The organism is Xanthomonas sp. GW, assembly GCF_014236815.1.
In the GTDB taxonomy this organism is placed as follows: Bacteria; Pseudomonadota; Gammaproteobacteria; order Xanthomonadales; family Xanthomonadaceae; genus Xanthomonas_A.
The window spans coordinates 339,293-357,377 of record NZ_CP051189.1 but is presented as its reverse complement, the minus strand read 5'-3'; the positions used below and the strand labels follow the sequence as shown (position 1 = coordinate 357,377).

Below are 18,085 nucleotides of genomic sequence, written 5' to 3'. Positions count from 1 at the left end.
GCATGCGTCACGCCGCGAACGGCGCCGGTCCCAGCGCGTCGACCAGATGGTCCAGGAACGAGGCGATGCGCGCCGAGACCGCCGTGTTGCGGTAGTACACGCCGTGGATCGGTTGGCGCACGTCCAGCGTGAGCTTGGGCAATAGCTGCACCAGGCGGCCTTCGCGGCGATCGGCCGCGGTCATGAAGTCGGACAGGCAGGCGATGCCGTCGCCGGCCAGCGCCAGCTGGCGCAGGGTCTCGCCGCTGGAACAGGCGAGCGTCGGGCGGATGTGCAACGCAGCGCCATCGCTGCCGCGCAGCGGCCATTCGTTGAGCGACTCGGGCTGGGTGAAGCCGAGCAGGTCGTGCGGGGCCAGCGCGTCCACGCGGCGCGGTAAGCCGCGCCGGGCCAGGTAGTCGGGACTGGCCAGCACGCGCAGCCGGCTGCTGCCCAGCGCGCGCGCATGCAGGCTGGAATCGCGCAGCGCGCCGATGCGGATCGCCAGGTCCGTGCGGCGTTCGAGCAGGTCGATGATGCCGTCGTTGCTGGTCAGCTCCAGCTCCACATCCGGATAGCGTGCGCGGTAGCCGGCCACGTGCGGCACGATCGCATGCAGCATGAACGGCGTGGCCGCATCCACGCGCAGGCGCCCGACCGGGCGCTGGCGGCGCGCGACCATCTGCTCTTCGGCCTGCTCGACCGCAGCCACGATCTCGCGGGCGCGCTGCAAGAAGGCCTGGCCTTCCTCGGTCAGCGCCAGGCGCCGGGTGGTCCGCCGCAGCAGCGTGGTCTGCAGCTTTTCCTCCAGCCGAGCCAGCGCGCGGCTGACCCCGGAGGCGGTCTGCCCCAATGCGTCGGCGGCGGCGGTGATGGAGTGCGTATCGACCACGGCGATGAAGGCCTGCAGTTCGTCCAGCGTCGTCTTCATGGCAGAGCGGATGGTGGAATCGGGAATCGATTATTGATCAGAACGCAAAAGTGACTGGTCTGGCGATGGGTTTTTCCTGGCCAGGGATGGGGCCACACTGCGTCTGTGCTTATTTCTCCCGGATGCCGTCATGGTCCCGCTTCCGTCCGTGCTCTGCCCTGTGAACGTCCCCCTAGGCGCCACCGCACCGATCGGCCAGCGCGATGCGATGCGTGCCGCAGCGACACCGACATGACCGCGCCACTCGCATACTGAAATCCAATCTTCTTCCCCATCTTCCTCGCAAGGAGTCACCGCATGCGCATTCCCGCTTTCGGCCTGGGTACGTTCCGGCTCAAGGATCAGGTCGTCGTCGACTCGGTTCGCAACGCGCTCGAACTCGGCTACCGCGCCGTCGACACCGCGCAGATCTACGGCAACGAAGCCGAGGTCGGCCAGGCCATCGCCGCCTCCGGCGTGCCGCGCGCGGACATCTTCGTCACCACCAAGGTGTGGACCGACAACCTGTCCGCCGATACCCTGCTGCCGAGCCTGCGGCAGAGCCTGGACAAGCTGCGCAGCGACTACGTGGACCTGACCCTGGTGCATTGGCCCTCGCCGCGCGATGCGGTGCCGATGGCCGAATATCTGCATGCCCTGGCCGACGCCAAGCGGCAAGGCCTGACCCGGCAGATCGGCCTATCCAACTTCACCATCGCGTTGACCGAGCAGGCGATCGCGATCCTCGGTGCCGACGCGATCGCCACCCAGCAGATCGAAGTCCATCCCTATCTGCAGAATCGCAAGCTGATCGGCTACCTGCAGCAACAGGGCATCCACGTCACCTCGTACATGACCCTGGCCTACGGCAAGGTGCTGCAGGATCCGGCGATCGCCGCGATCGCCGCACGCCATGCCGCCACACCGGCACAGGTGGCGTTGGCCTGGGCGCTGCAGCAAGGCTATGCGGTGATCCCGTCCTCGACCAAGCGCGAGAACCTGGCCAGCAATCTGCTCGCGCAGTCGCTGCGCCTGGAGGAGGAGGACATGGCGCAGATCGCCACGCTGGACCGCGGCGAACGGCTGGCGAACCCGGCCGGTATCGCGCCGGACTGGGACTGAAGCCGCCGCGCTGCATGCCCTGGATCGGTGAGCGTGCCGGCGCCTCCACGACAACGCGTCATGCGACCTCGCAACCGGCACGCTATCCAGCACGGCGTTGCAAACGCTTCCATGGCGTTTGCCCGCTCATCTCGCTTATCGGTTCAGCGATTCGCGCGCGATATCGCGCTGCAGGCGCAAATCGCGGCAACTATCGGCTAGGATCGGAGCGACAGGGGGGTAGCTTCGAGAGGAGTCCTACCCATGCAGACCGCTTCCGCTCTCGCTCGTCCTGCCCACGCTCGTCGCGCCGTCGATCTGGATGCCGAAATGGCCTACTGGCGGCATGCGCATGCCAATGGCCGCCTCGGTCACCATGGTTTCTCCGACTATGTCTCGCTGCTGAAGATGGGCTACGACGTCTATCTGGCCTATCCGCGCGCCACCGAAGCGCAGTTGTACCGCGTGCTGCAGGAGTCCTATCACCACCTGGCACCGTCGCTGTCGGTGCCGTGGGACGAGGCGCGCTGGCTGGTCCGCCATGCCTGGCACCATTTGGAGCAATCCGGGCGCAGCCACTGACGGCAGCGGCGAGCACGCCGGAAATGGGTAGCGCGTTGCAGACTGCAGCGCGACAGCTTTTTCGTCGCGCCAGCGCTTCACCGCGACGGCGGCGCGTCGGAGGTGCGCTCCTTGGCCTCGATGCGGCCATGGAATTCTTTCGAGCCCTGCCCGGGCGATGTCGCCGCATCGCCCTGGGTGCTCTTGAGTTGCTGCTTGCGCCGTTCGACCACGTTCTTGGCCAGCGCCACGCGGCGCCCGACCACCATCTCGGTGAGCCAGTCGACCAGGTAGCGGGTGTATTCGAGCTGATGTTCCTTGCGGGTCAGCGCGTGGTCGGCGCCCTTGATCACCCGCGAGGTCAGCGAGCGCGCATTGGAAAACGCGGCGGCATAGTTCTTGAGCACCTGGCCGGGCACGATCACATCCTGCTCGGCCTCGACCAGCAACACGTCGCCGCGAAAGCGCTGGCACGCGGCCAGCGCGATATTGTCGTCCGGCGCGACGGCGCGATGCCGATACGGCATCAAGTCCGGATCGCGGTTCAATGCCACCTTCGGCCCGTCCCAATGCGCGTCCTTGTACAGCGCCGGCGAACGCAGCGCCAGCCACTCCACCGGCCGCTCCAGGGTCAGCAGCGAGGCCAGGTAGCCGCCGTAGCTCAGGCCCACCACCGCGATCGATTCCGGATCCACCTGCGGCGAATCCACCAGCCGGTCGTAGGCCGCCTTGATGTCGTCCAAATTCTGCGCGCGCGTCACCGTCTCGCGCATCGACGCCATGCCTTCGTGGCCGCGCAGGTCGAAGGTCAGGCACACGCAGCCCAGGCCGACCGCTTCGCGCGCACGCACCAGGTTGTGATGCTGGTTGCCGCCCCAGCCATGCACGAACAGTACGCCAGGCATGCCATTGGTCGGCGTCAGCAAGGTGCCGCTCAAGGCGTCGCCGTCCACCGCGATATCGATGCTGGAGAGCTTGGTTTCCATCGTCAGTCCGCAGCGCTCACATAACGGTATTTGGTCAGGCGGCCCACGCGCGGATCTTCGCCCATGTAGTAGACCTCGGCATCCGCGGGCAGCGCCGGCGCGCCATAGCGTTCGACCGTGGCCGCGATCACCGCGTGCAACGCCGGGTCGCGCTGGAAGGCATCGACCGCGGCCAGTTCCGCCGGCGTGGCGCCGCCGATGCGCCAGGATTGCTCGAGCACGCCGCACAGGCGCGTGCCGTCCTGGGCGATGCCCTCGATCACGTCGTAGTTGCGGCGCGATGCGTAGAAATCGGGATAGGCCTGGGCGACGCAACGATCGTAATGGCGCGCCTTCAACACCGCCTCACGCTGCGGCGGCGGCAATGTGCGTTCGAGCAGCGCGTCCAGGGTGCCGCGGATCACGAACAGCTGCGAGCCGCCGTAGGTCTCGCCACCGGCAGCGTCGTCGGTGGCTGATTGCGTGCCGTAGTAGGCGATGGTCATGCCGGCGCAGTCCACTTCGCCGACGCTGAAGGTCGTCGAGCGATCCAGTTGCCGCTCCAGCACAACGCCCTGCTGCGCCAGATCCGCGGCTGCCAACGCGTCCAGCGCGGTCTCCAACGCCTGCGCATCGTGCAGCAACAGCTGGCCCTGCCCGGCGATGCCGTGCGGCAACTTCAAGCGCACCTGGCCGCCGCCACACAAGCGCGCATACGCTACGCGCGCATCGTCCGCCGCGAACGCGGTGTAGCCGGGCACCGTCGCCTCGGCCAATGCGCCGCCGAGCGCATGGTTCCAGCCCTGTGGCGCGGCCGCGCCGGGATCGACCAGCGGATGGCTGATCGCCTTGGTGGCGACGAACGCATGCGGGACCACGCCACCGAGCAGGTCGGCCGCCGCGCGCACGCCCAGCTGTTGCGCCTGCGCGGTGGTCAGGGTGTCGTCCGGTACGTAGAAACCGCTCTGTGTCGCGCCGGCATCCTGCAACGGCAGGCGCATCAGCCGCGCCACTTCGGCGGCGATCCAGGCGTGCGTGGCGACCTCGTGTCCGCCGGGCGGATGCATGCGGACGCTGCAGCGACGGACATGGTCGTGCGCGGCAGATGGCGCCATGCGCGGCTCTCCAGGCGAACAGGACAGGAGGTCAAGCACGGGCGTACCAGAACAGCAGCAGGCCCAGCGCGAACAGCGCGACCGCGGCGAGCAGCCAGCGCGGCACGGCGGCGCGCAATTGCCGCCACCAGGCGCCGGCCTCCGAGATGCCCGGGGCATCGGCGGGAACGTCGTTTGTAGGCGGAGCCTGATGCCTGGCCGTCGCCTGCGATGAGGAATGGCGGTGGGGATTGACCATGGTTCCAAGGCTGTCGGCAACCGCGTTGCGCCATGGTGAACGCTGCGTGCCGAGCGCGTTAGCGGGATATCCGGATGTCGAATCTCGATGTCGAAGATGCAACCGACGACGTTGCCTGTTGCGAGCGCATGCTACCGGCGCGTCACTAACAACGTTATCCACCCCGCACGAATGCCTCTCGGGGGCGGCGCTCAGGCGGACGATAATGGTGCGGTGGCCTGCGCATCGATCCGGTGCTTGCCGGCCAGCGCCTGCATGCCCTGCAGCGTGGCCTGCACCGCGCTGGCGTAGCCGCTGCGCCACAGCTCGGCGCGCGACTGGCGCGAGGATGCTTCGGCCAGCGCCAGCGCGAAGGCCTGCACGCGCGGGTCGGCCAGCGTGGCACGGTCGAGAAACGAGTGTTCCAGTGCGATCACGTCCACCGGCGCCAGCCAGGCATCGGCGACCAGCTCGGCCACGCCGATCCGGTGCGACAGCTGATGCATCGCGCTCAGGGTTTCGTGCAGCATCTCCAGATATGCCCACTGCCACAGCGCCGCCTTGCGTTGCGGATCGGCCTGGTCCAGGGCGGACAAGGCAGCGTCGATCTGGTCGATGCGTAAATCGTTCATTCGCTGGCGCTCCACGTCGCGCAATCCGATCGACGCATTTTGCGCGCAAATAGTGAGGAGATTGTGAGCCGCAGCCTCTGCGGCAATGGGACGGCGCGTTCCGCGGCTCGGCCGGGGTAAGCCGGCGATCAGCTGCAAACGGCCGTATCGAACGGCAATGCGCTCCTTGCCGCGTGGCCGCATTTGCGGGCGGATGCAGCGCTGCATCCACCGCAGCACGCGCAACTGGGAAGCAGCGCAAGACCGGCATCGGCGCGACTGTTCTATACTGGCGCGGCACGCAGCGCATCGCCGCGCGCGCTCTTCCGCTCCCCACGCCACGACATGACGCCACCCTGACACCCGCGCTGCGCTTTCCACGCTGTCCCCCCTGCGGGACGCCCGGTGTGTTCTGGCTTTCCATTTCGTGTAGCGCCGCCCTGCGACGGGCGCGGCGCCAGGAGTGTTTTCTCGTGAATCTTTATCCCCCGCTGCGCCAGCAATGGTTCGGCAACCTCCGTGGCGACGTGCTCGCCGGCCTGGTCGTGGCGCTGGCGTTGATCCCCGAAGCCATCGCCTTCTCCATCATCGCCGGGGTCGATCCCAAGGTCGGGCTGTACGCCTCGTTCTGCATCTGCGTGGTGATCGCCTTCGTCGGCGGCCGGCCGGGCATGATCTCCGCCGCCACCGGCGCGATGGCGCTGCTGATGGTCGGCCTGGTCAAGGACCACGGCCTGCAGTACCTGCTGGCGGCAACGCTGCTGACCGGCGTGCTGCAGATCGGCGCGGGCCTGCTCAAGCTCGGCGCGCTGATGCGCTTCGTGTCGCGCTCGGTGATCACCGGTTTCGTCAACGCCTTGGCGATCCTGATCTTCATGGCGCAACTGCCGGAACTGATCGGCGTGCCGGCGCTGGTGTATCCACTGGTGGCGCTGGGCCTGCTGGTGATCTACGGCCTGCCGTGGCTGTCGCAGCGCACCTTTGCCGGGCTCGGCCTGTGGCTGCTGTTGCTCGGCGCCGCGCTGACCGCGGGCAGCCTCGATGCGCGTGCGCTGTATGCCGTGGCAGCGGTCGGTGGCGCGGCCCTGCTACTCGGTCATCGCTGGACCCGCACGCTCGCGCTACCGCCGCCGCTGGTGGCGATCGTGCTGCTGACCGGCATGGCGCTGTACTTCGGCATCGCCGTGCCCACCGTCGGCGACAAGGGCCAGTTGCCCGACAGCCTGCCGACGTTCCTGCTGCCGGACGTGCCGTGGACGCTGGAGACATTGAAGATCGTGTTCCCGGTGTCGGCGACGATGGCGGTGGTCGGCCTGCTCGAATCGATGATGACCGCACAGATCGTCGACGACATGACCGACACCCCAAGTGGCAAGAACCGCGAATGCATCGGCCAGGGCACCGCCAACATCGCCAGCGGGCTGATCGGTGGCATGGCCGGCTGCGCGATGATCGGGCAGTCGGTGATCAACGTGAAATCCGGCGGCCGCGGCCGCCTGTCGGCCCTGGTCGCCGGCAGCGTGCTGCTGATGCTGGTGGTGTTCGCCGGCCCGTGGGTGCGGCAGATCCCGATGGCCGCGCTGGTGGCGGTGATGATCATGGTCTCGATCGGTACCTTCAGCTGGCGCTCGCTGGCGCAGCTGCGCACGCATCCGAAGAGCTCCAGCGTGGTGATGCTCGCCACTGTGGCGGTGACCGTGGCCACCCACGACCTGGCGCGCGGCGTGCTGACCGGCGTGCTGCTGTCGGCGCTGTTCTTCGCGCGCAAGGTCGGGCGCATGCTGGACATCGTCAAGACCGAGGACGCCGATGGCGGCCACACCTACCGCATCAGCGGCCAGCTGTTCTTCGCCTCGGCCGGCAGTTTCGCCGCCGCGTTCGACTATGCGCACGCGCCGGCGCGGGTCACCCTCGACCTGTCGCAGGCGCACCTGTGGGACATCAGCGCCATCGGCGCGCTGGACAAGGTGGTGCTGAAGTTCCGCCGCCATGGCGCGCAGGTGCAGGTGATCGGACTGAACGCCGCCAGCGCCGCCATGGTCGGGGATCTGGGCACGCACCATCGGGCCGACGCGGCCCCGGCACCGCTGCATTGAATTGGATAGCGGCAGCGCAGGCGATACCGCCTGCGCTCGCTGCCATGTCGCAGATCAGCGGATGGCTTCGGTGCCCGTGTCGGCCTATGCACGCGCAAATGCACCGCGACGATGCCGCCACATCGCGCCATGACGCCACGACCACGCGGCCTGGCTAGCATGCTCCGCAACGGCGGCCGCCCGCTGTCCGCCGCACCATGCCGCGAGGATTCGCCGATGCATCTGGAACACTGGCTGCTGCCGCCACACGACTGGGTCCCCAACCATCCGTTCCTGCCGGTCCTGCTGTACCGCCAGGCCGACCGCGAGGGCGGTGCCGCCGGCTTCGAACGCCGCTTCGCCGCCCACGGCTGGCCGCCGCAATGGCGCGATGGCATCTACGATTACCACCACTACCATTCCACTGCACACGAGGTGCTTGGCGTGGCCAGCGGCAGCGCGCGGCTGGTCATCGGCGGCCCGGGCGGCCCCGAAACCGCGCTGGCGGCCGGCGACGCCTTGCTGCTGCCGGCCGGCACCGGCCATTGCTGCATCGATTCCAGCAGCGACTTCCTGGTGGTCGGTGCCTATCCCGCCGGGCAGGACTGGGACATCTGCCGGCAGGCGCCCAGCGCCGAAACGATCCAGCGCATCGCCCAGTTGCCGTTCCCGCCCAGCGATCCCGTCGCCGGTCCGCAAGGCCCCTTTCTTCAGCACTGGAAAGTGCCTCAGGACCGGGGCTAGACCCGCGCGGGCCTGCCGGCGCACCGCGGTGCGGGCATGACTTCCCGCACCCTGACTTCCCGCAGACGACAGAGCACGGCCCAGCAGCGATGCTGCTGCCATCGTCAAAGGAACCGTCGCCATGCGCCTGCTGCTTTCCGTATGCACCCTCTCCCTGCTCGGTGCCGCCGCCAGTGCCAGCGCCGGGCCGCAGTTCTCCTCGCAGCAATGCGGCTTTTCCACGCCCTACGACGTCATCGTCGACCGCACCGGCGTCGCCCTGACGCGCAGCGCCGGCACACCGAAGACCGTATTCCTGCATGACGGCCGCCTGCAGGTGGACGGCGTCGCGCAGCCGCTGAGCAGTGCCGACGCCCAGCGCGTGCGGCAGATGGAACAGGGCGCGCAGGCACTGATGCCCGAAGTGGCCGGCATCGCCCGCGAAGTGGTCGGCATCACCTTCGACGCCTTCGGCGGCGTGGTCGAAGCGATCACCGGCAGCCGCAGCAAGGCGCGCAAGATCGAGCGGCACCGCGACGCCGCCCTCGCCCACCTCGAGCGCACCCTCGGCAAAGGCCAATGGCAGAAGGAACCGTTCGACAAGGCGTTCGAAGCCGACGTCAGCGCCGCCGCCGAGGAAATGGCCGGCGCGCTGACCAGCGGGGTGATGTTCGCGGTGTTCACCGGCCGCGCCGACGACATCGAGAAACGCACCGACGCGATGCAGAAGGACATGGATCGGCGCATGGACGCGCGCGGCAAGGCGCTGGAAGCCAGGGCCAACGCGCTCTGCGTGCAAGTCAGAGAGCTCGACGAGCTGCAACTGCAATTGGACTACCGGCTCTCCGACGGCAAGCGCTTACTGTTGCTCCAACAAACCAAAAATCCGGCCGAACCCTCATCTGCGATGGCCAGAGAGACAGAAGTGACTGGTGGATCGAGGCGGTGAAGCGGAAATTCGGTATTTTCGAGCACTGCACGGTTACGCGACACCACAGCCCTTACAAAAATTGGCCGCAACACGGCAAGTCAAGCAAGAATTCAAGCTACGGCACCCTGCGGTGAGAAGCTGGAAAGTTCTTGCTGCTCTTGACATTGCCGCTCCCGAGGCCTGACCAACTCATCGCCTTAACGGGCCTCCTCATCCGACCATACTCCGTTGGCAGGATCGAATTCCGTTGTCATCAAGCATTCGCTGCGCCAACCAAAGCCGCAGATCGCTATTGCACCCTGTCGCATTGGATCCAGTTCAAGTACTTTCTCGATGTCGATCTCGTTGATCGCTGACGTGACAAAAGCGCCCAAGCCCAACTCGGTGGCGGAAATGTACAAAGCCTGAGAAATATGTCCGACATCCAGGATCACAGCGCGATAAGCTTTCGCGTGCTGGCGATACTTCCAGAATGTCCTGTCGAACCTCGGCGCCAGAAGCACAAGGACGTGCGCGCTGGAGAACCAGTGTTGCCCAGCCAAGGCGAGGCGGGCAAATTCCTCCACGCCCGGCTCGGGGTGAGTCAATGGTTGTAGGGCGTGGTCCACCGGGTGGTAATGGTAGACCCCTGGCGACACTCCTTCGACATCCCTTATCAGAAGGTAGGCTTCCGTGGGATGCAGGCCGCCGGCTGAGGGCACGTTCTTTTTGAGGAAAGCCGTGTCTTCCTCCACGCGAACCAGCATCTGCGCCATCAGTACACGTTGCAGCATCCTGACGAAAAGCGCATTGGGAAGCGATCTTGTCCGGTCGTAGTTCCGGCATGTTACGCGACGCGCAAGCATCTTCCCGAACTCATCATCATCGAGCTTTGCGAGCGGAATTCTATCGCTTTCATGGCCTGTTGCCCGTACTTCAGGCGGCGGGGGGCCAAGCTTCTTACGCAGGTCATTGGCAGAGATCATGCCGCTGGACTCCATCGCCACGACCCCATCCACCCCTTGCCATCGGCTAAGCCAATGCGCCACTGCCGCTGCTGGCCACCAATGACCTGCGCGCAGCGTGTCGTCGCTTCTCCGGAAAGAAGCGAAGCTCTCGTCATCGCCTATCAACAAACCGCACTCAAGCAATCGTCGGATCGATTCCGCGTCACCACCTACGACTTGCGTTTGCTTGATCCATTCAGTCGGACTGATTGCACCGAGCAACTGCATGTCGGCGTGATTGATTTCCACCTCATGATCCAGATGGGGCGCCAAGGCAATCCATGCGCTTCGCCGGCTGAGACCAGCGCCGCCCCGTAGCAAAACGCCTAGGTCGAACCCCACGCTTTCCCTAGCCTCGATGAACAGCACTGCGCATCGCCTTAACCGCATAAACCCCTTCTTTTTCCATGATGCAAATTATGTCTGAATCGCGTGGACGACGGTCTGTCCTGCTAGGATACCGACGCAGCCCCGGTCGAGTTGCTAGCGTCCGTGGCAGCCGCGTCTAAGTCATGCACTCTGTCGCATGCTTAATTCATTGACACACAGGGGGATACACCATGACAAGTGATCAGATTCAGGGGCATCCGCCCTTCGACATCGCCACTGCACAACAACTGCTCGCGCTTTTGGCCACGGATGACGATTTCCGCGCTATGTTTTCCCAAGATCCGGATGCCGCCCTGCGTAGCCTTGGCGTCTCCGAAGAAAGAGCCGCAGCCGCCCTTAAAGAACCCACGTGCCTTTGCACTTCGGAACTGGCCTCAAAGGAAGAGATAGAGGAGGCCTGCGAGCTTTTGACCGCCTACCTCACTGCCCATGGCACCCACACGGTCGTTCATTGTTTCGAAGCGGGCTCCGTAGCCACAAGCCTCAAGGCAAGATAAGACGGGAGTGACTGCTGCCAAGCGCGGCGGAAGGTATCGGCCTTCTGCCGCGCCATTTCTCCCTGGCCCATGCTGGACAGGATTTCCGTAGTCCTCAATATCGCCAGATTCGAATCGGCGACATTCGTAGCCTGGAAGACCAGGCCACCGATCGGCTCGATGTAAGCCAAACCACGGCGAGAGGCCAGCCATTCGTTTTCGGCCAAAGCTTGCTTCTTTTCCCCCGCTGCAAGCAGCGCATCTCTCAAGCCGACATGAATTTGGAACGGCTCCTTGCCGTCGATTTGTTGCCGAAGAAGAGGGACTGCCTCATGCGAGCGCCCCGACATGACCAGTTGCTCAGCCTTGAGTAGCGATAGCATTTTGATCATGGGAGGAAACCCTGATTGTGATACTAGCGCTTCGAGCTGTGGAAGATGCGTTTCGCAGATATTCCTGTCACCGACCCGCTGCGCCAGCCTGATTGCGGCCATCGCCACAATGACGAGATCGTCGCGATCGCCTGCGTCTCCAATGACGGCCTGAGTCAGCGACTCGCTTGCGATGCGTCCGAGTGCCGCTCTATCGACCGTCTGCGGGTCGACTACAAAAGCGACGGCTTGCTGCGCGACTTGGAAAGGATACTTGAGTACCGGCTCCGCATTGGCGGAGGCGATCACGGCCGCTTTCGCAGCGTTGGCGGCCTCGACGAGCTTACCTTGATCCAGGGGGATGGAGATCTGCTCGAACCTATCCGTCAATGCCTTGCTTGAAGTACTCAGCGCCGCCATCACCTTGCTGGCAGTCGCGTAGTCCTTGGTGGCGGCCAATGCGGCCGCGTGCCTTCTGGTTGCCGAGTATCCGCCGAGTTGCTCGGCTTGCCGGAAACTGCTCAACGCTTCGCGATAGCGGCCCTGCGCAAGATAGATCCTTCCCTGCAGCTCGATGGCGACGTCGCGCAATGGGTTCTGCGGAACGGCGAACATATTCGTGCTTTGCAAAGCAGATGCATAGTCGCCCTCAGTGAATTCGTCCCAGGCAAACTGGGCCGCGCCGGCGTAATAGTCGGGGTAAAGTTCGGAGAGCATTTTCCACTTCTGCCTTGCCTGCCGCCAAGGGTAGGAACCGAGTTCGCTAGCCCACGCGTCGAGATAGAGCGCATCCCGTTCCGACAAGTGGTCGCGCAATGCAACTGCCTTGACAAGATACGGAATGGCGGCCCGATTATTGGCTGTGGATACCTTGGTACGCATCAAGCCCATATAGGCGAGCGCGAAATCCTCGTCGATCTCGACAGCCTTTGCGAAGTACTGATCAGCTGCCTGAAAGTCGCGCTTCGTGAAGTACCTCACAGCGATGGCGTATGCCTTCAACGCATCCAGGCTGCTTGTGGTGACGCGAGGCAAAGGCGCCGAATTCTTGCTGATCAAATCTTCGTCTTCCCCCAATTGCTCTCTCAGCGACGCAGTGACCGTATCGATCGATGCAAGTACTGAACCAGCTCCTCTTCCATCCCGGGAGGACGCATAAACTGTGGCTTGCGTGATCGGATCCACCATTTCCGCGCTCACCCGTACCTTTCCACCTACTTCGGATACCGTCGCAAGAAGGACTGCGCGCGCTCCGTCGCGCAAAGCGATTTCGGAAGCAGTGGCTCGATCCAGCGCGGTCCGATCAGGATCGCGGCGCATCCGCGCCAGCGTATCGCGTACTTTCAGATCGCTCAGGACATTCACATAGCGCGACTGTTCCAGACTCACCCGGAATGCCTGTTGCAGCGAATCGTCCATGGACGTGTCGCCCGTCAAATTGCGCAGATCCCCCACCACCACCCAGTCGCGCTCGGCGAAGGCGATGGCCGGCTGCGGACGCGTGACGAACCAGGCACCGACCGTGATCGCGGCAATCAGCGCCACCTCTGCGGCAAGCGCCGCCGGGCGCCGCCACAGCGGGATGTCCCGCCACGCCTTCGGCGTCGGCTTCGGCGCGCGCAGCGGGGTGTTGCCGATCTCGCCGACTTCGTAGATCTCCTGCGCCGTCGGCACGCCCTTGAAGCGCCAGCGGCCGTGCGATTTCCACAGCAGGCGTTCGCCGCGCTCGCCCAGTTCGCGCGCGGCGCGGTGGGTCAGCGACTCGGCCACCGCCGACAGCAGGATCTGCCCGGGCCGGGCCAGGGTCATCAGCCGCGCCGCAGTCGGCTTGGCCAGGCCCTCCACTTCCAGCGGCTTGGCGCCGACCTGCACCGCGGCGTCGCTGTTGCGCCAGGTCAGCACCTCGCCCACGTGCAGGCCGGCGCGCACTTTCAGTACCAGTTTGCGCTGCTTGCCCAGCTCGTGCAGCCCGCGGCTGTAGTCCAGGGCGAAACCGAGGCCGTCGATCGGCCGCTCGAACAGCAGCAGCAGGCCGTCGGAACGGTCGATCAGGCGTCCGCGCCAGCGCTGCTGCAGTTCCAGCACCAGGTGATCGTGCAGCTTGAACAGCTCGGCGGCCTTGGCGTCGCCCAGCCGCTCCACCAGCGCCATCGAATCGCACAGGTCGGTCAGCAGCAGCGTCCGCAGTTGCGGGGCGTCGGGCTGCGGCTGATGGGCGTCGTTCATGGGCAGCTCGAGGGTTGTTGATGGGCTCAGCGCGAGCCGGAGGCGAGGTCGTGCCAATACAAGCGGTTGCCGCCGAGGCGCTTGGCCTCGTACAGCGCGGCGTCGGCGTTGGCGTACCAGTCGTTCCAGTCCGATTGCGGATCGACCCGGCTGATGCCGATGCTGACCGGGCAGATGTGCGGCAGTGGATGCGGCACGCCGAGCAGGTTCTGCACGGTGGCGATCACGAACTCGCCGATGCGGCGCAGGTCGTCCGCATTGCCGGTGGACACCAGCAGGCAGAATTCGTCGCCGCCGAGGCGGCAGGCGATGTCGTCCTGGCCGGCGACGGAGCGCAGGATGTTGGCGACGTTCTGCAGCACGCGGTCGCCGACCAGATGGCCGTGCTCGTCGTTGATGCGCTTGAAGCGGTCGCAGTCGATCAGCAGCAGGCCGGGGCCGGGCGAGCGGCCGTCGCGGCGGCATTCCTGCAGGCGCAGGATCAGGCCACGGCGGTTGTGCAGGCCGGTCAGTTCGTCGGTGCGCACCAGCTCTTCGGTCTGGGTGAGCTGGTGGGTGGTGGCGTACAGATTGTCCAGCGCCGCTTCCAGGTCGTGGTTGCGGCGGCGCAGCTGGCGGATCAGGGTCTGCTCGTTCATCACCACGCGCATGATGGTGCGGCGCAGGAAGTAGGCGACCAGGCCCGGATCGCGCTCCACCAGGCGCTGGAAGTCGTCGTGGTCCAGTTCCACCAGCACGCCGTCGCTGGCGGCGATGGCGTCGGCGCTGCGCATGTGGTTGCCGATCAACAGGCCGAGCTCGCCGAAGAATTCGCCGTGCCCGAGATGCTTGACGACCAGGTCCTCGCCGAAATCCAGGTCGATCACGCCGCTGTTGATCACGAACATGGCGCTGCCGCCGTCGCCGCGCCGGAACAGCACGTCGCCGGCGCGCACCGTGCGCGAACGGCCGAACTCGGAGAACAGGCGCAGCTCCGCGGCAGTCAGCACCGTCAGCTCATTGGGCTTGGGAGCGACCACAGCAACCGTCGGAATTGTCTCGCGTGCATTGGACGCGGCGCTATCGCAGCTCATCCAGTCCCCTACTGCTCTTGACGTCGCCCGCCATCTTGCACAAAGCATAGCACCTGAACGAATCGCCGCTGACGCGATCACAGCCAATCTCGCAAGGGCTGAGACCGCGAAAGGACCTGGAATCGGGCGTTGCCGGCCTGACGGTACGGTGCCGCCGCACCCAGCCTGGCGCAACTCGTAGACACCGTGCCGCCGCCGACCCATGCGCCACCGCACACGCAAAAAAAAGCCCGGGCGAACCCGGGCTCTCCCCTCCCATGGGGATCGGCAAGCAACGGACGCCTGGCTGCAGGTCAGGCGGCCTTTTCGCCGTGGAACTGCTCTTCTTCCGTCGAGCCCTTCAGTGCGGTGGTGGAGGACTGGCCCTGCTGGATCGCCTGGGTCACCGCATCGAAGTAGCCGGTGCCGACCTCGCGCTGGTGCTTGACCGCGGTGAAGCCGCGATCGGCGGCGGCGAACTCGGCTTCCTGCAACTCGACGAAGGCGCTCATCTGCCGGCGCGCATAGCCGTGCGCCAGATTGAACATCGAGTAGTTCAGCGCGTGGAAGCCGGCCAGGGTGATGAACTGGAACTTGTAGCCGTAGCGGGCGATCTCCTTCTGGAACGTGGCGATGGTCGCGTCGTCCAGGTTCTTCTTCCAGTTGAAGCTCGGCGAGCAGTTGTAGGCCAGCAGCTTGCCCGGGAACTTGGCGTGGATCGCCTCGGCGAACTGGCGCGCGAATTCCAGGTCCGGCTTACCGGTCTCGCACCAGATCAGGTCGGCGTAGGGCGCGTAGGCCAGACCGCGGCTGATCGCCTGGTCCAGGCCCTTGTTGGTCTTGAAGAAGCCTTCGACGGTGCGCTCGCCGGTGGTGAACGGGCGGTCGTTGGGGTCGATGTCGCTGGTCACCAGGTCGGCGGCCTCGGCGTCGGTGCGCGCGACCAGCAGCGTCGGCACGCCCAGCACATCGGCGGCCAGGCGCGCGGCATTGAGCTTCTCGATCGCCTCGCGGGTCGGCACCAGCACCTTGCCGCCCATGTGCCCGCACTTCTTCACCGAGGCCAGCTGGTCCTCGAAGTGCACGCCGGCCGCGCCGGCCTCGATCATCGCCTTCATCAGTTCGAAGGCGTTGAGCACGCCGCCGAAACCGGCCTCGGCATCGGCCACGATCGGCTGCAGGAAGTCGATCTCGTCCTTGCCCTCGGCGTGGTGCAGCTGGTCGGCGCGCAGCAGCGTGTTGTTGATGCGCTTGACCACCGCCGGCACCGAATCGGCCGGGTACAGCGACTGATCCGGGTACATCTGCCCGGCCAGGTTGGCGTCGGCGGCGACCTGCCAGCCGGACAGGTAGATCGCATTGAGCCCGGCCTTGACCTGCTGCATCGCCTGGTTGCCGGTCAGCGCGCCCAGCGCGTTGACGAAGTCCTTTTCGTGCAGGTATTTCCACAGCTTCTCGGCACCGAGCCGGGCCAGCGAATGCTCCACGTGCACGGTGCCGCGCAGGCGCACCACGTCGGCGGCGGTGTAGTTGCGGGCGATCCCGGCCCAGCGCGGATCGGTGTCCCAGGCGTGCTGGATCTGTTCGGCGGTCTGCAACGTGGTGCTCATCTTGCGTTCTCCTCGGAATGGATACGGCGATGAAACGGTGGAGCGGTGTTTCGGACGAAAAGCATGGAAGGCACGGAAGAGTCAGGCGCAGGAATGTCGCTTTCACGATTCCCCATTCCCGATTCCCCACTCCCAGCTCCAATCACTCGATCATCTGGTAGGCCGGCAACGTCAGGAATTCGGCCAAGTCCTCGCTGCGGGTCAGCGTGTCCAACAGCGCGATGGCGTCGTCGAGGCGGTTGCCGCCGGGCAGCAGCGCGCGTTCGCCCAGGCGCGCCGGCAGCTGGCGCATGCAGGCGTCGAACAGCGCGAAGTCGATCGCGGTGCCGTCGTCCAGGTGCAGGCCGCCCACGTGCAGCCACTGCCATAGCTGGCTGCGGCTGATCTCGGCGGTGGCGGCGTCTTCCATCAGGTGGTGGATCGGCACGCAGCCGTTGCCGTCCAGCCACGCCGCCAGATAGCGCACGCACACTTCGATGTTGCCTTCGAAGCCGGCGCGGGTGATCGTGCCGGTGGATGGCGCGATCAGCGTGTCGCGGTCGGCCTGCACGTCCTCGCGGCGCAGGTCGTGCTGGTTCGGCGCGCGCATGTGCTCGTCGAAGATGGCGCGGGCGATCGGGATCAGCGCCGGATGCGCGACCCAGGTGCCGTCGTGACCGGCGCTGACTTCGCGCAGCTTGTCCGCACGCACCCGCGCCATCGCCTGTTCGTTGGCCGCCTCGTCGTGGCCGATCGGGATCTGCGCGGCCATGCCGCCCATCGCGTGCGCGCCGCGGCGGTGGCAGGTGCGGATCAGCAGTTCCGAATACGCCTTCAGGAACGGCTGGGTCATGGTCACCTGGCCGCGCTCGGGCAGCACCCGGTCGGGGTGGCGGCGGAAAGTCTTCAGGTAGGAAAAGATGTAGTCCCAGCGGCCGCAGTTCAGGCCGACGATGCGCTCGCGCAGCGCATGCAGGATCTCGTCCATCTCGAACACCGCCGGCAGCGTCTCGATCAGCACGGTGACCTTGATCTGGCCCTGCGGCAGGCCCAGCATCGCCTCGATGTGCGACAGCGCGGCTTCCCACAGCGCGGCCTCTTCCATCGATTGCAGCTTGGGCAGGTACAGGTACGGGCCGCGGTCCTTGGCCAGCAGCGCGCGGCCGTTGTGGAAGGCGAACAGCGCCGCGTCGAACAGGCCGCCGGCCAGCGGCTGGCCATCGACCAGCACATGCTTCTCGTCCAGGTGCCAGCCGCGCGGGCGCACGATCAGCACCGCCTGCTCCTCAAAGGGCTTGAGCGCGTAGCGCTTGCCCGCGCTGCCGTCGCGCGCCGGCGGCGCGCTGAAGATCAGCGTGCCGGCCACCGCCTCGGCCAGCGCGCGCTGCCCGGCGACCAGGTTGCGCCAGGTCGGCGCGGTCGAGTCCTCGAAGTCGGCCATGTACACCTTGGCGCCGGAGTTCAGCGCGTTGATGACCATCTTCGGATCGGTCGGACCGGTGATCTCGACGCGGCGGTCCTGCAGCGCGGCCGGCAGCGGCGCCACGCGCCAGTCGCCGGCGCGGATCGCCTGGGTGTCGGCGCGGAAGTCCGGCAGGCCGCCACCATCGAAATAGGCCTGGCGCTCGCGGCGCGCCGCCAGCCGCGCCTGGCGCTCGGGTTCAATCGCCCGGTGCAGCGACACCAGCAAGGCCAGCGCCGCCGGCGGCAACAGGGCGTCCTGGCCGGCCAGCGAGGCGGTCAGGGTGATGCCGGGGGTGGAGCGGTCGGCGGACGGGGATGAAGCGGCGAAGGCGGCGGCGGACAT

The 18,085-nt window shown here is 66.2% G+C and carries 16 protein-coding genes; 6 read left to right on the top strand and 10 right to left on the bottom strand.

Annotated features, from left to right (window positions below; translation table 11 throughout):
- Nucleotides 1-7: 7 nt before the first annotated feature.
- Entirely contained in the window at nt 8-910 is a 903-nt protein-coding gene (locus HEP73_RS01580) for a LysR family transcriptional regulator (RefSeq protein WP_185821862.1), read from the bottom strand.
- Nucleotides 911-1,207: 297 nt separating this feature from the next.
- Between HEP73_RS01580 and dkgB the strand changes: the two genes are divergently transcribed.
- The gene (gene dkgB / locus HEP73_RS01575; RefSeq protein WP_185814898.1) at nt 1,208-2,011 is read left to right on the top strand and encodes a 2,5-didehydrogluconate reductase DkgB; all 804 of its coding nucleotides are present in this window, start codon (nt 1,208-1,210) and stop codon (nt 2,009-2,011) included.
- A gap of 243 nt (nt 2,012-2,254) precedes the next feature.
- The gene (locus HEP73_RS01570; protein WP_185821861.1) at nt 2,255-2,572 is read left to right on the top strand and encodes a hypothetical protein; all 318 of its coding nucleotides are present in this window, start codon (nt 2,255-2,257) and stop codon (nt 2,570-2,572) included.
- Nucleotides 2,573-2,649: 77 nt separating this feature from the next.
- Here the strand turns inward: HEP73_RS01570 and HEP73_RS01565 are convergent, their stop codons facing one another.
- The 4 genes from HEP73_RS01565 to HEP73_RS01550 all read right to left on the bottom strand — a co-directional run bounded on the left by HEP73_RS01565 (nt 2,650) and on the right by HEP73_RS01550 (nt 5,480).
- Nucleotides 2,650-3,537: an alpha/beta hydrolase family protein gene (locus tag HEP73_RS01565; RefSeq protein ID WP_185814896.1), complete on the bottom strand. Its 888-nt coding sequence runs from the start codon at nt 3,535-3,537 to the stop codon at nt 2,650-2,652.
- Nucleotides 3,538-3,539: 2 nt separating this feature from the next.
- On the bottom strand, nt 3,540-4,631 hold the full coding sequence (locus HEP73_RS01560; protein WP_185821860.1) for a DUF3182 family protein: 1,092 nt from the start codon (nt 4,629-4,631) through the stop codon (nt 3,540-3,542).
- Between the two features lie 31 nt (nt 4,632-4,662).
- The gene (locus HEP73_RS01555) at nt 4,663-4,869 is read right to left on the bottom strand and encodes a hypothetical protein (protein WP_185821859.1); all 207 of its coding nucleotides are present in this window, start codon (nt 4,867-4,869) and stop codon (nt 4,663-4,665) included.
- A gap of 191 nt (nt 4,870-5,060) precedes the next feature.
- A complete protein-coding gene (locus HEP73_RS01550) occupies nt 5,061-5,480 on the bottom strand; it encodes a hypothetical protein (RefSeq protein ID WP_185821858.1) in 420 nt (139 codons plus the stop codon).
- 452 nt (nt 5,481-5,932) lie between these two features.
- On the opposite strand from HEP73_RS01550, the gene HEP73_RS01545 reads away from it, so the two are divergent.
- The 3 genes from HEP73_RS01545 (at nt 5,933) to HEP73_RS01535 (ending at nt 9,206) form a co-directional block, all read left to right on the top strand.
- Nucleotides 5,933-7,555 carry a SulP family inorganic anion transporter gene (locus HEP73_RS01545; RefSeq protein ID WP_185821857.1) on the top strand — a complete coding sequence of 541 codons (1,623 nt, stop codon included), beginning with the start codon at nt 5,933-5,935 and terminating at the stop codon, nt 7,553-7,555.
- Between the two features lie 216 nt (nt 7,556-7,771).
- Entirely contained in the window at nt 7,772-8,278 is a 507-nt protein-coding gene (locus HEP73_RS01540) for a cupin domain-containing protein (protein WP_185821856.1), read from the top strand.
- A gap of 121 nt (nt 8,279-8,399) precedes the next feature.
- On the top strand, nt 8,400-9,206 hold the full coding sequence (locus tag HEP73_RS01535; protein WP_185821855.1) for a DUF2884 family protein: 807 nt from the start codon (nt 8,400-8,402) through the stop codon (nt 9,204-9,206).
- A 179-nt stretch (nt 9,207-9,385) separates the two neighbouring features.
- Here the strand turns inward: HEP73_RS01535 and HEP73_RS01530 are convergent, their stop codons facing one another.
- Nucleotides 9,386-10,564 (bottom strand): putative peptide maturation dehydrogenase, encoded by a 1,179-nt coding sequence (locus HEP73_RS01530; protein ID WP_185821854.1) that lies wholly within the window; start codon nt 10,562-10,564, stop codon nt 9,386-9,388.
- 170 nt (nt 10,565-10,734) lie between these two features.
- Here HEP73_RS01530 and HEP73_RS01525 point away from each other — a divergent pair, with 170 nt between their 5' ends.
- Nucleotides 10,735-11,061 (top strand): NHLP-related RiPP peptide, encoded by a 327-nt coding sequence (locus HEP73_RS01525; RefSeq protein ID WP_185821853.1) that lies wholly within the window; start codon nt 10,735-10,737, stop codon nt 11,059-11,061.
- Here the strand turns inward: HEP73_RS01525 and HEP73_RS01520 are convergent.
- The 4 genes from HEP73_RS01520 to aceB all read right to left on the bottom strand — a co-directional run bounded on the left by HEP73_RS01520 (nt 11,013) and on the right by aceB (nt 18,085).
- The gene (locus tag HEP73_RS01520; RefSeq protein WP_185821852.1) at nt 11,013-13,637 is read right to left on the bottom strand and encodes a putative peptide modification system cyclase; all 2,625 of its coding nucleotides are present in this window, start codon (nt 13,635-13,637) and stop codon (nt 11,013-11,015) included. The genes HEP73_RS01525 and HEP73_RS01520 overlap by 49 nt on opposite strands.
- A gap of 26 nt (nt 13,638-13,663) precedes the next feature.
- On the bottom strand, nt 13,664-14,710 hold the full coding sequence (locus tag HEP73_RS01515; protein ID WP_185814886.1) for a GGDEF domain-containing protein: 1,047 nt from the start codon (nt 14,708-14,710) through the stop codon (nt 13,664-13,666).
- A gap of 293 nt (nt 14,711-15,003) precedes the next feature.
- Nucleotides 15,004-16,299, bottom strand: a complete 1,296-nt coding sequence (gene aceA, locus HEP73_RS01510; protein ID WP_185814885.1) for an isocitrate lyase — start codon at nt 16,297-16,299, stop codon at nt 15,004-15,006.
- Nucleotides 16,300-16,441: 142 nt separating this feature from the next.
- Complete coding sequence (aceB, locus tag HEP73_RS01505) at nt 16,442-18,085, bottom strand: malate synthase A (protein ID WP_185821851.1); 1,644 nt, start codon at nt 18,083-18,085, stop codon at nt 16,442-16,444.

Coding starts and splice junctions, on each gene's coding strand:
- HEP73_RS01580 (WP_185821862.1), bottom strand. CDS start 910: ATGAAGACGACGCTGGACGAACTGCAGGCCTTCATCGCCGTGGTCGAT.
- dkgB (WP_185814898.1), top strand. CDS start 1,208: ATGCGCATTCCCGCTTTCGGCCTGGGTACGTTCCGGCTCAAGGATCAG.
- HEP73_RS01570 (WP_185821861.1), top strand. CDS start 2,255: ATGCAGACCGCTTCCGCTCTCGCTCGTCCTGCCCACGCTCGTCGCGCC.
- HEP73_RS01565 (WP_185814896.1), bottom strand. CDS start 3,537: ATGGAAACCAAGCTCTCCAGCATCGATATCGCGGTGGACGGCGACGCC.
- HEP73_RS01560 (WP_185821860.1), bottom strand. CDS start 4,631: ATGGCGCCATCTGCCGCGCACGACCATGTCCGTCGCTGCAGCGTCCGC.
- HEP73_RS01555 (WP_185821859.1), bottom strand. CDS start 4,869: ATGGTCAATCCCCACCGCCATTCCTCATCGCAGGCGACGGCCAGGCAT.
- HEP73_RS01550 (WP_185821858.1), bottom strand. CDS start 5,480: ATGAACGATTTACGCATCGACCAGATCGACGCTGCCTTGTCCGCCCTG.
- HEP73_RS01540 (WP_185821856.1), top strand. CDS start 7,772: ATGCATCTGGAACACTGGCTGCTGCCGCCACACGACTGGGTCCCCAAC.
- HEP73_RS01535 (WP_185821855.1), top strand. CDS start 8,400: ATGCGCCTGCTGCTTTCCGTATGCACCCTCTCCCTGCTCGGTGCCGCC.
- HEP73_RS01530 (WP_185821854.1), bottom strand. CDS start 10,564: ATGCGGTTAAGGCGATGCGCAGTGCTGTTCATCGAGGCTAGGGAAAGC.
- HEP73_RS01525 (WP_185821853.1), top strand. CDS start 10,735: ATGACAAGTGATCAGATTCAGGGGCATCCGCCCTTCGACATCGCCACT.
- HEP73_RS01520 (WP_185821852.1), bottom strand. CDS start 13,637: ATGAACGACGCCCATCAGCCGCAGCCCGACGCCCCGCAACTGCGGACG.
- HEP73_RS01515 (WP_185814886.1), bottom strand. CDS start 14,710: ATGAGCTGCGATAGCGCCGCGTCCAATGCACGCGAGACAATTCCGACG.
- aceA (WP_185814885.1), bottom strand. CDS start 16,299: ATGAGCACCACGTTGCAGACCGCCGAACAGATCCAGCACGCCTGGGAC.
- aceB (WP_185821851.1), bottom strand. CDS start 18,085: ATGTCCGCCGCCGCCTTCGCCGCTTCATCCCCGTCCGCCGACCGCTCC.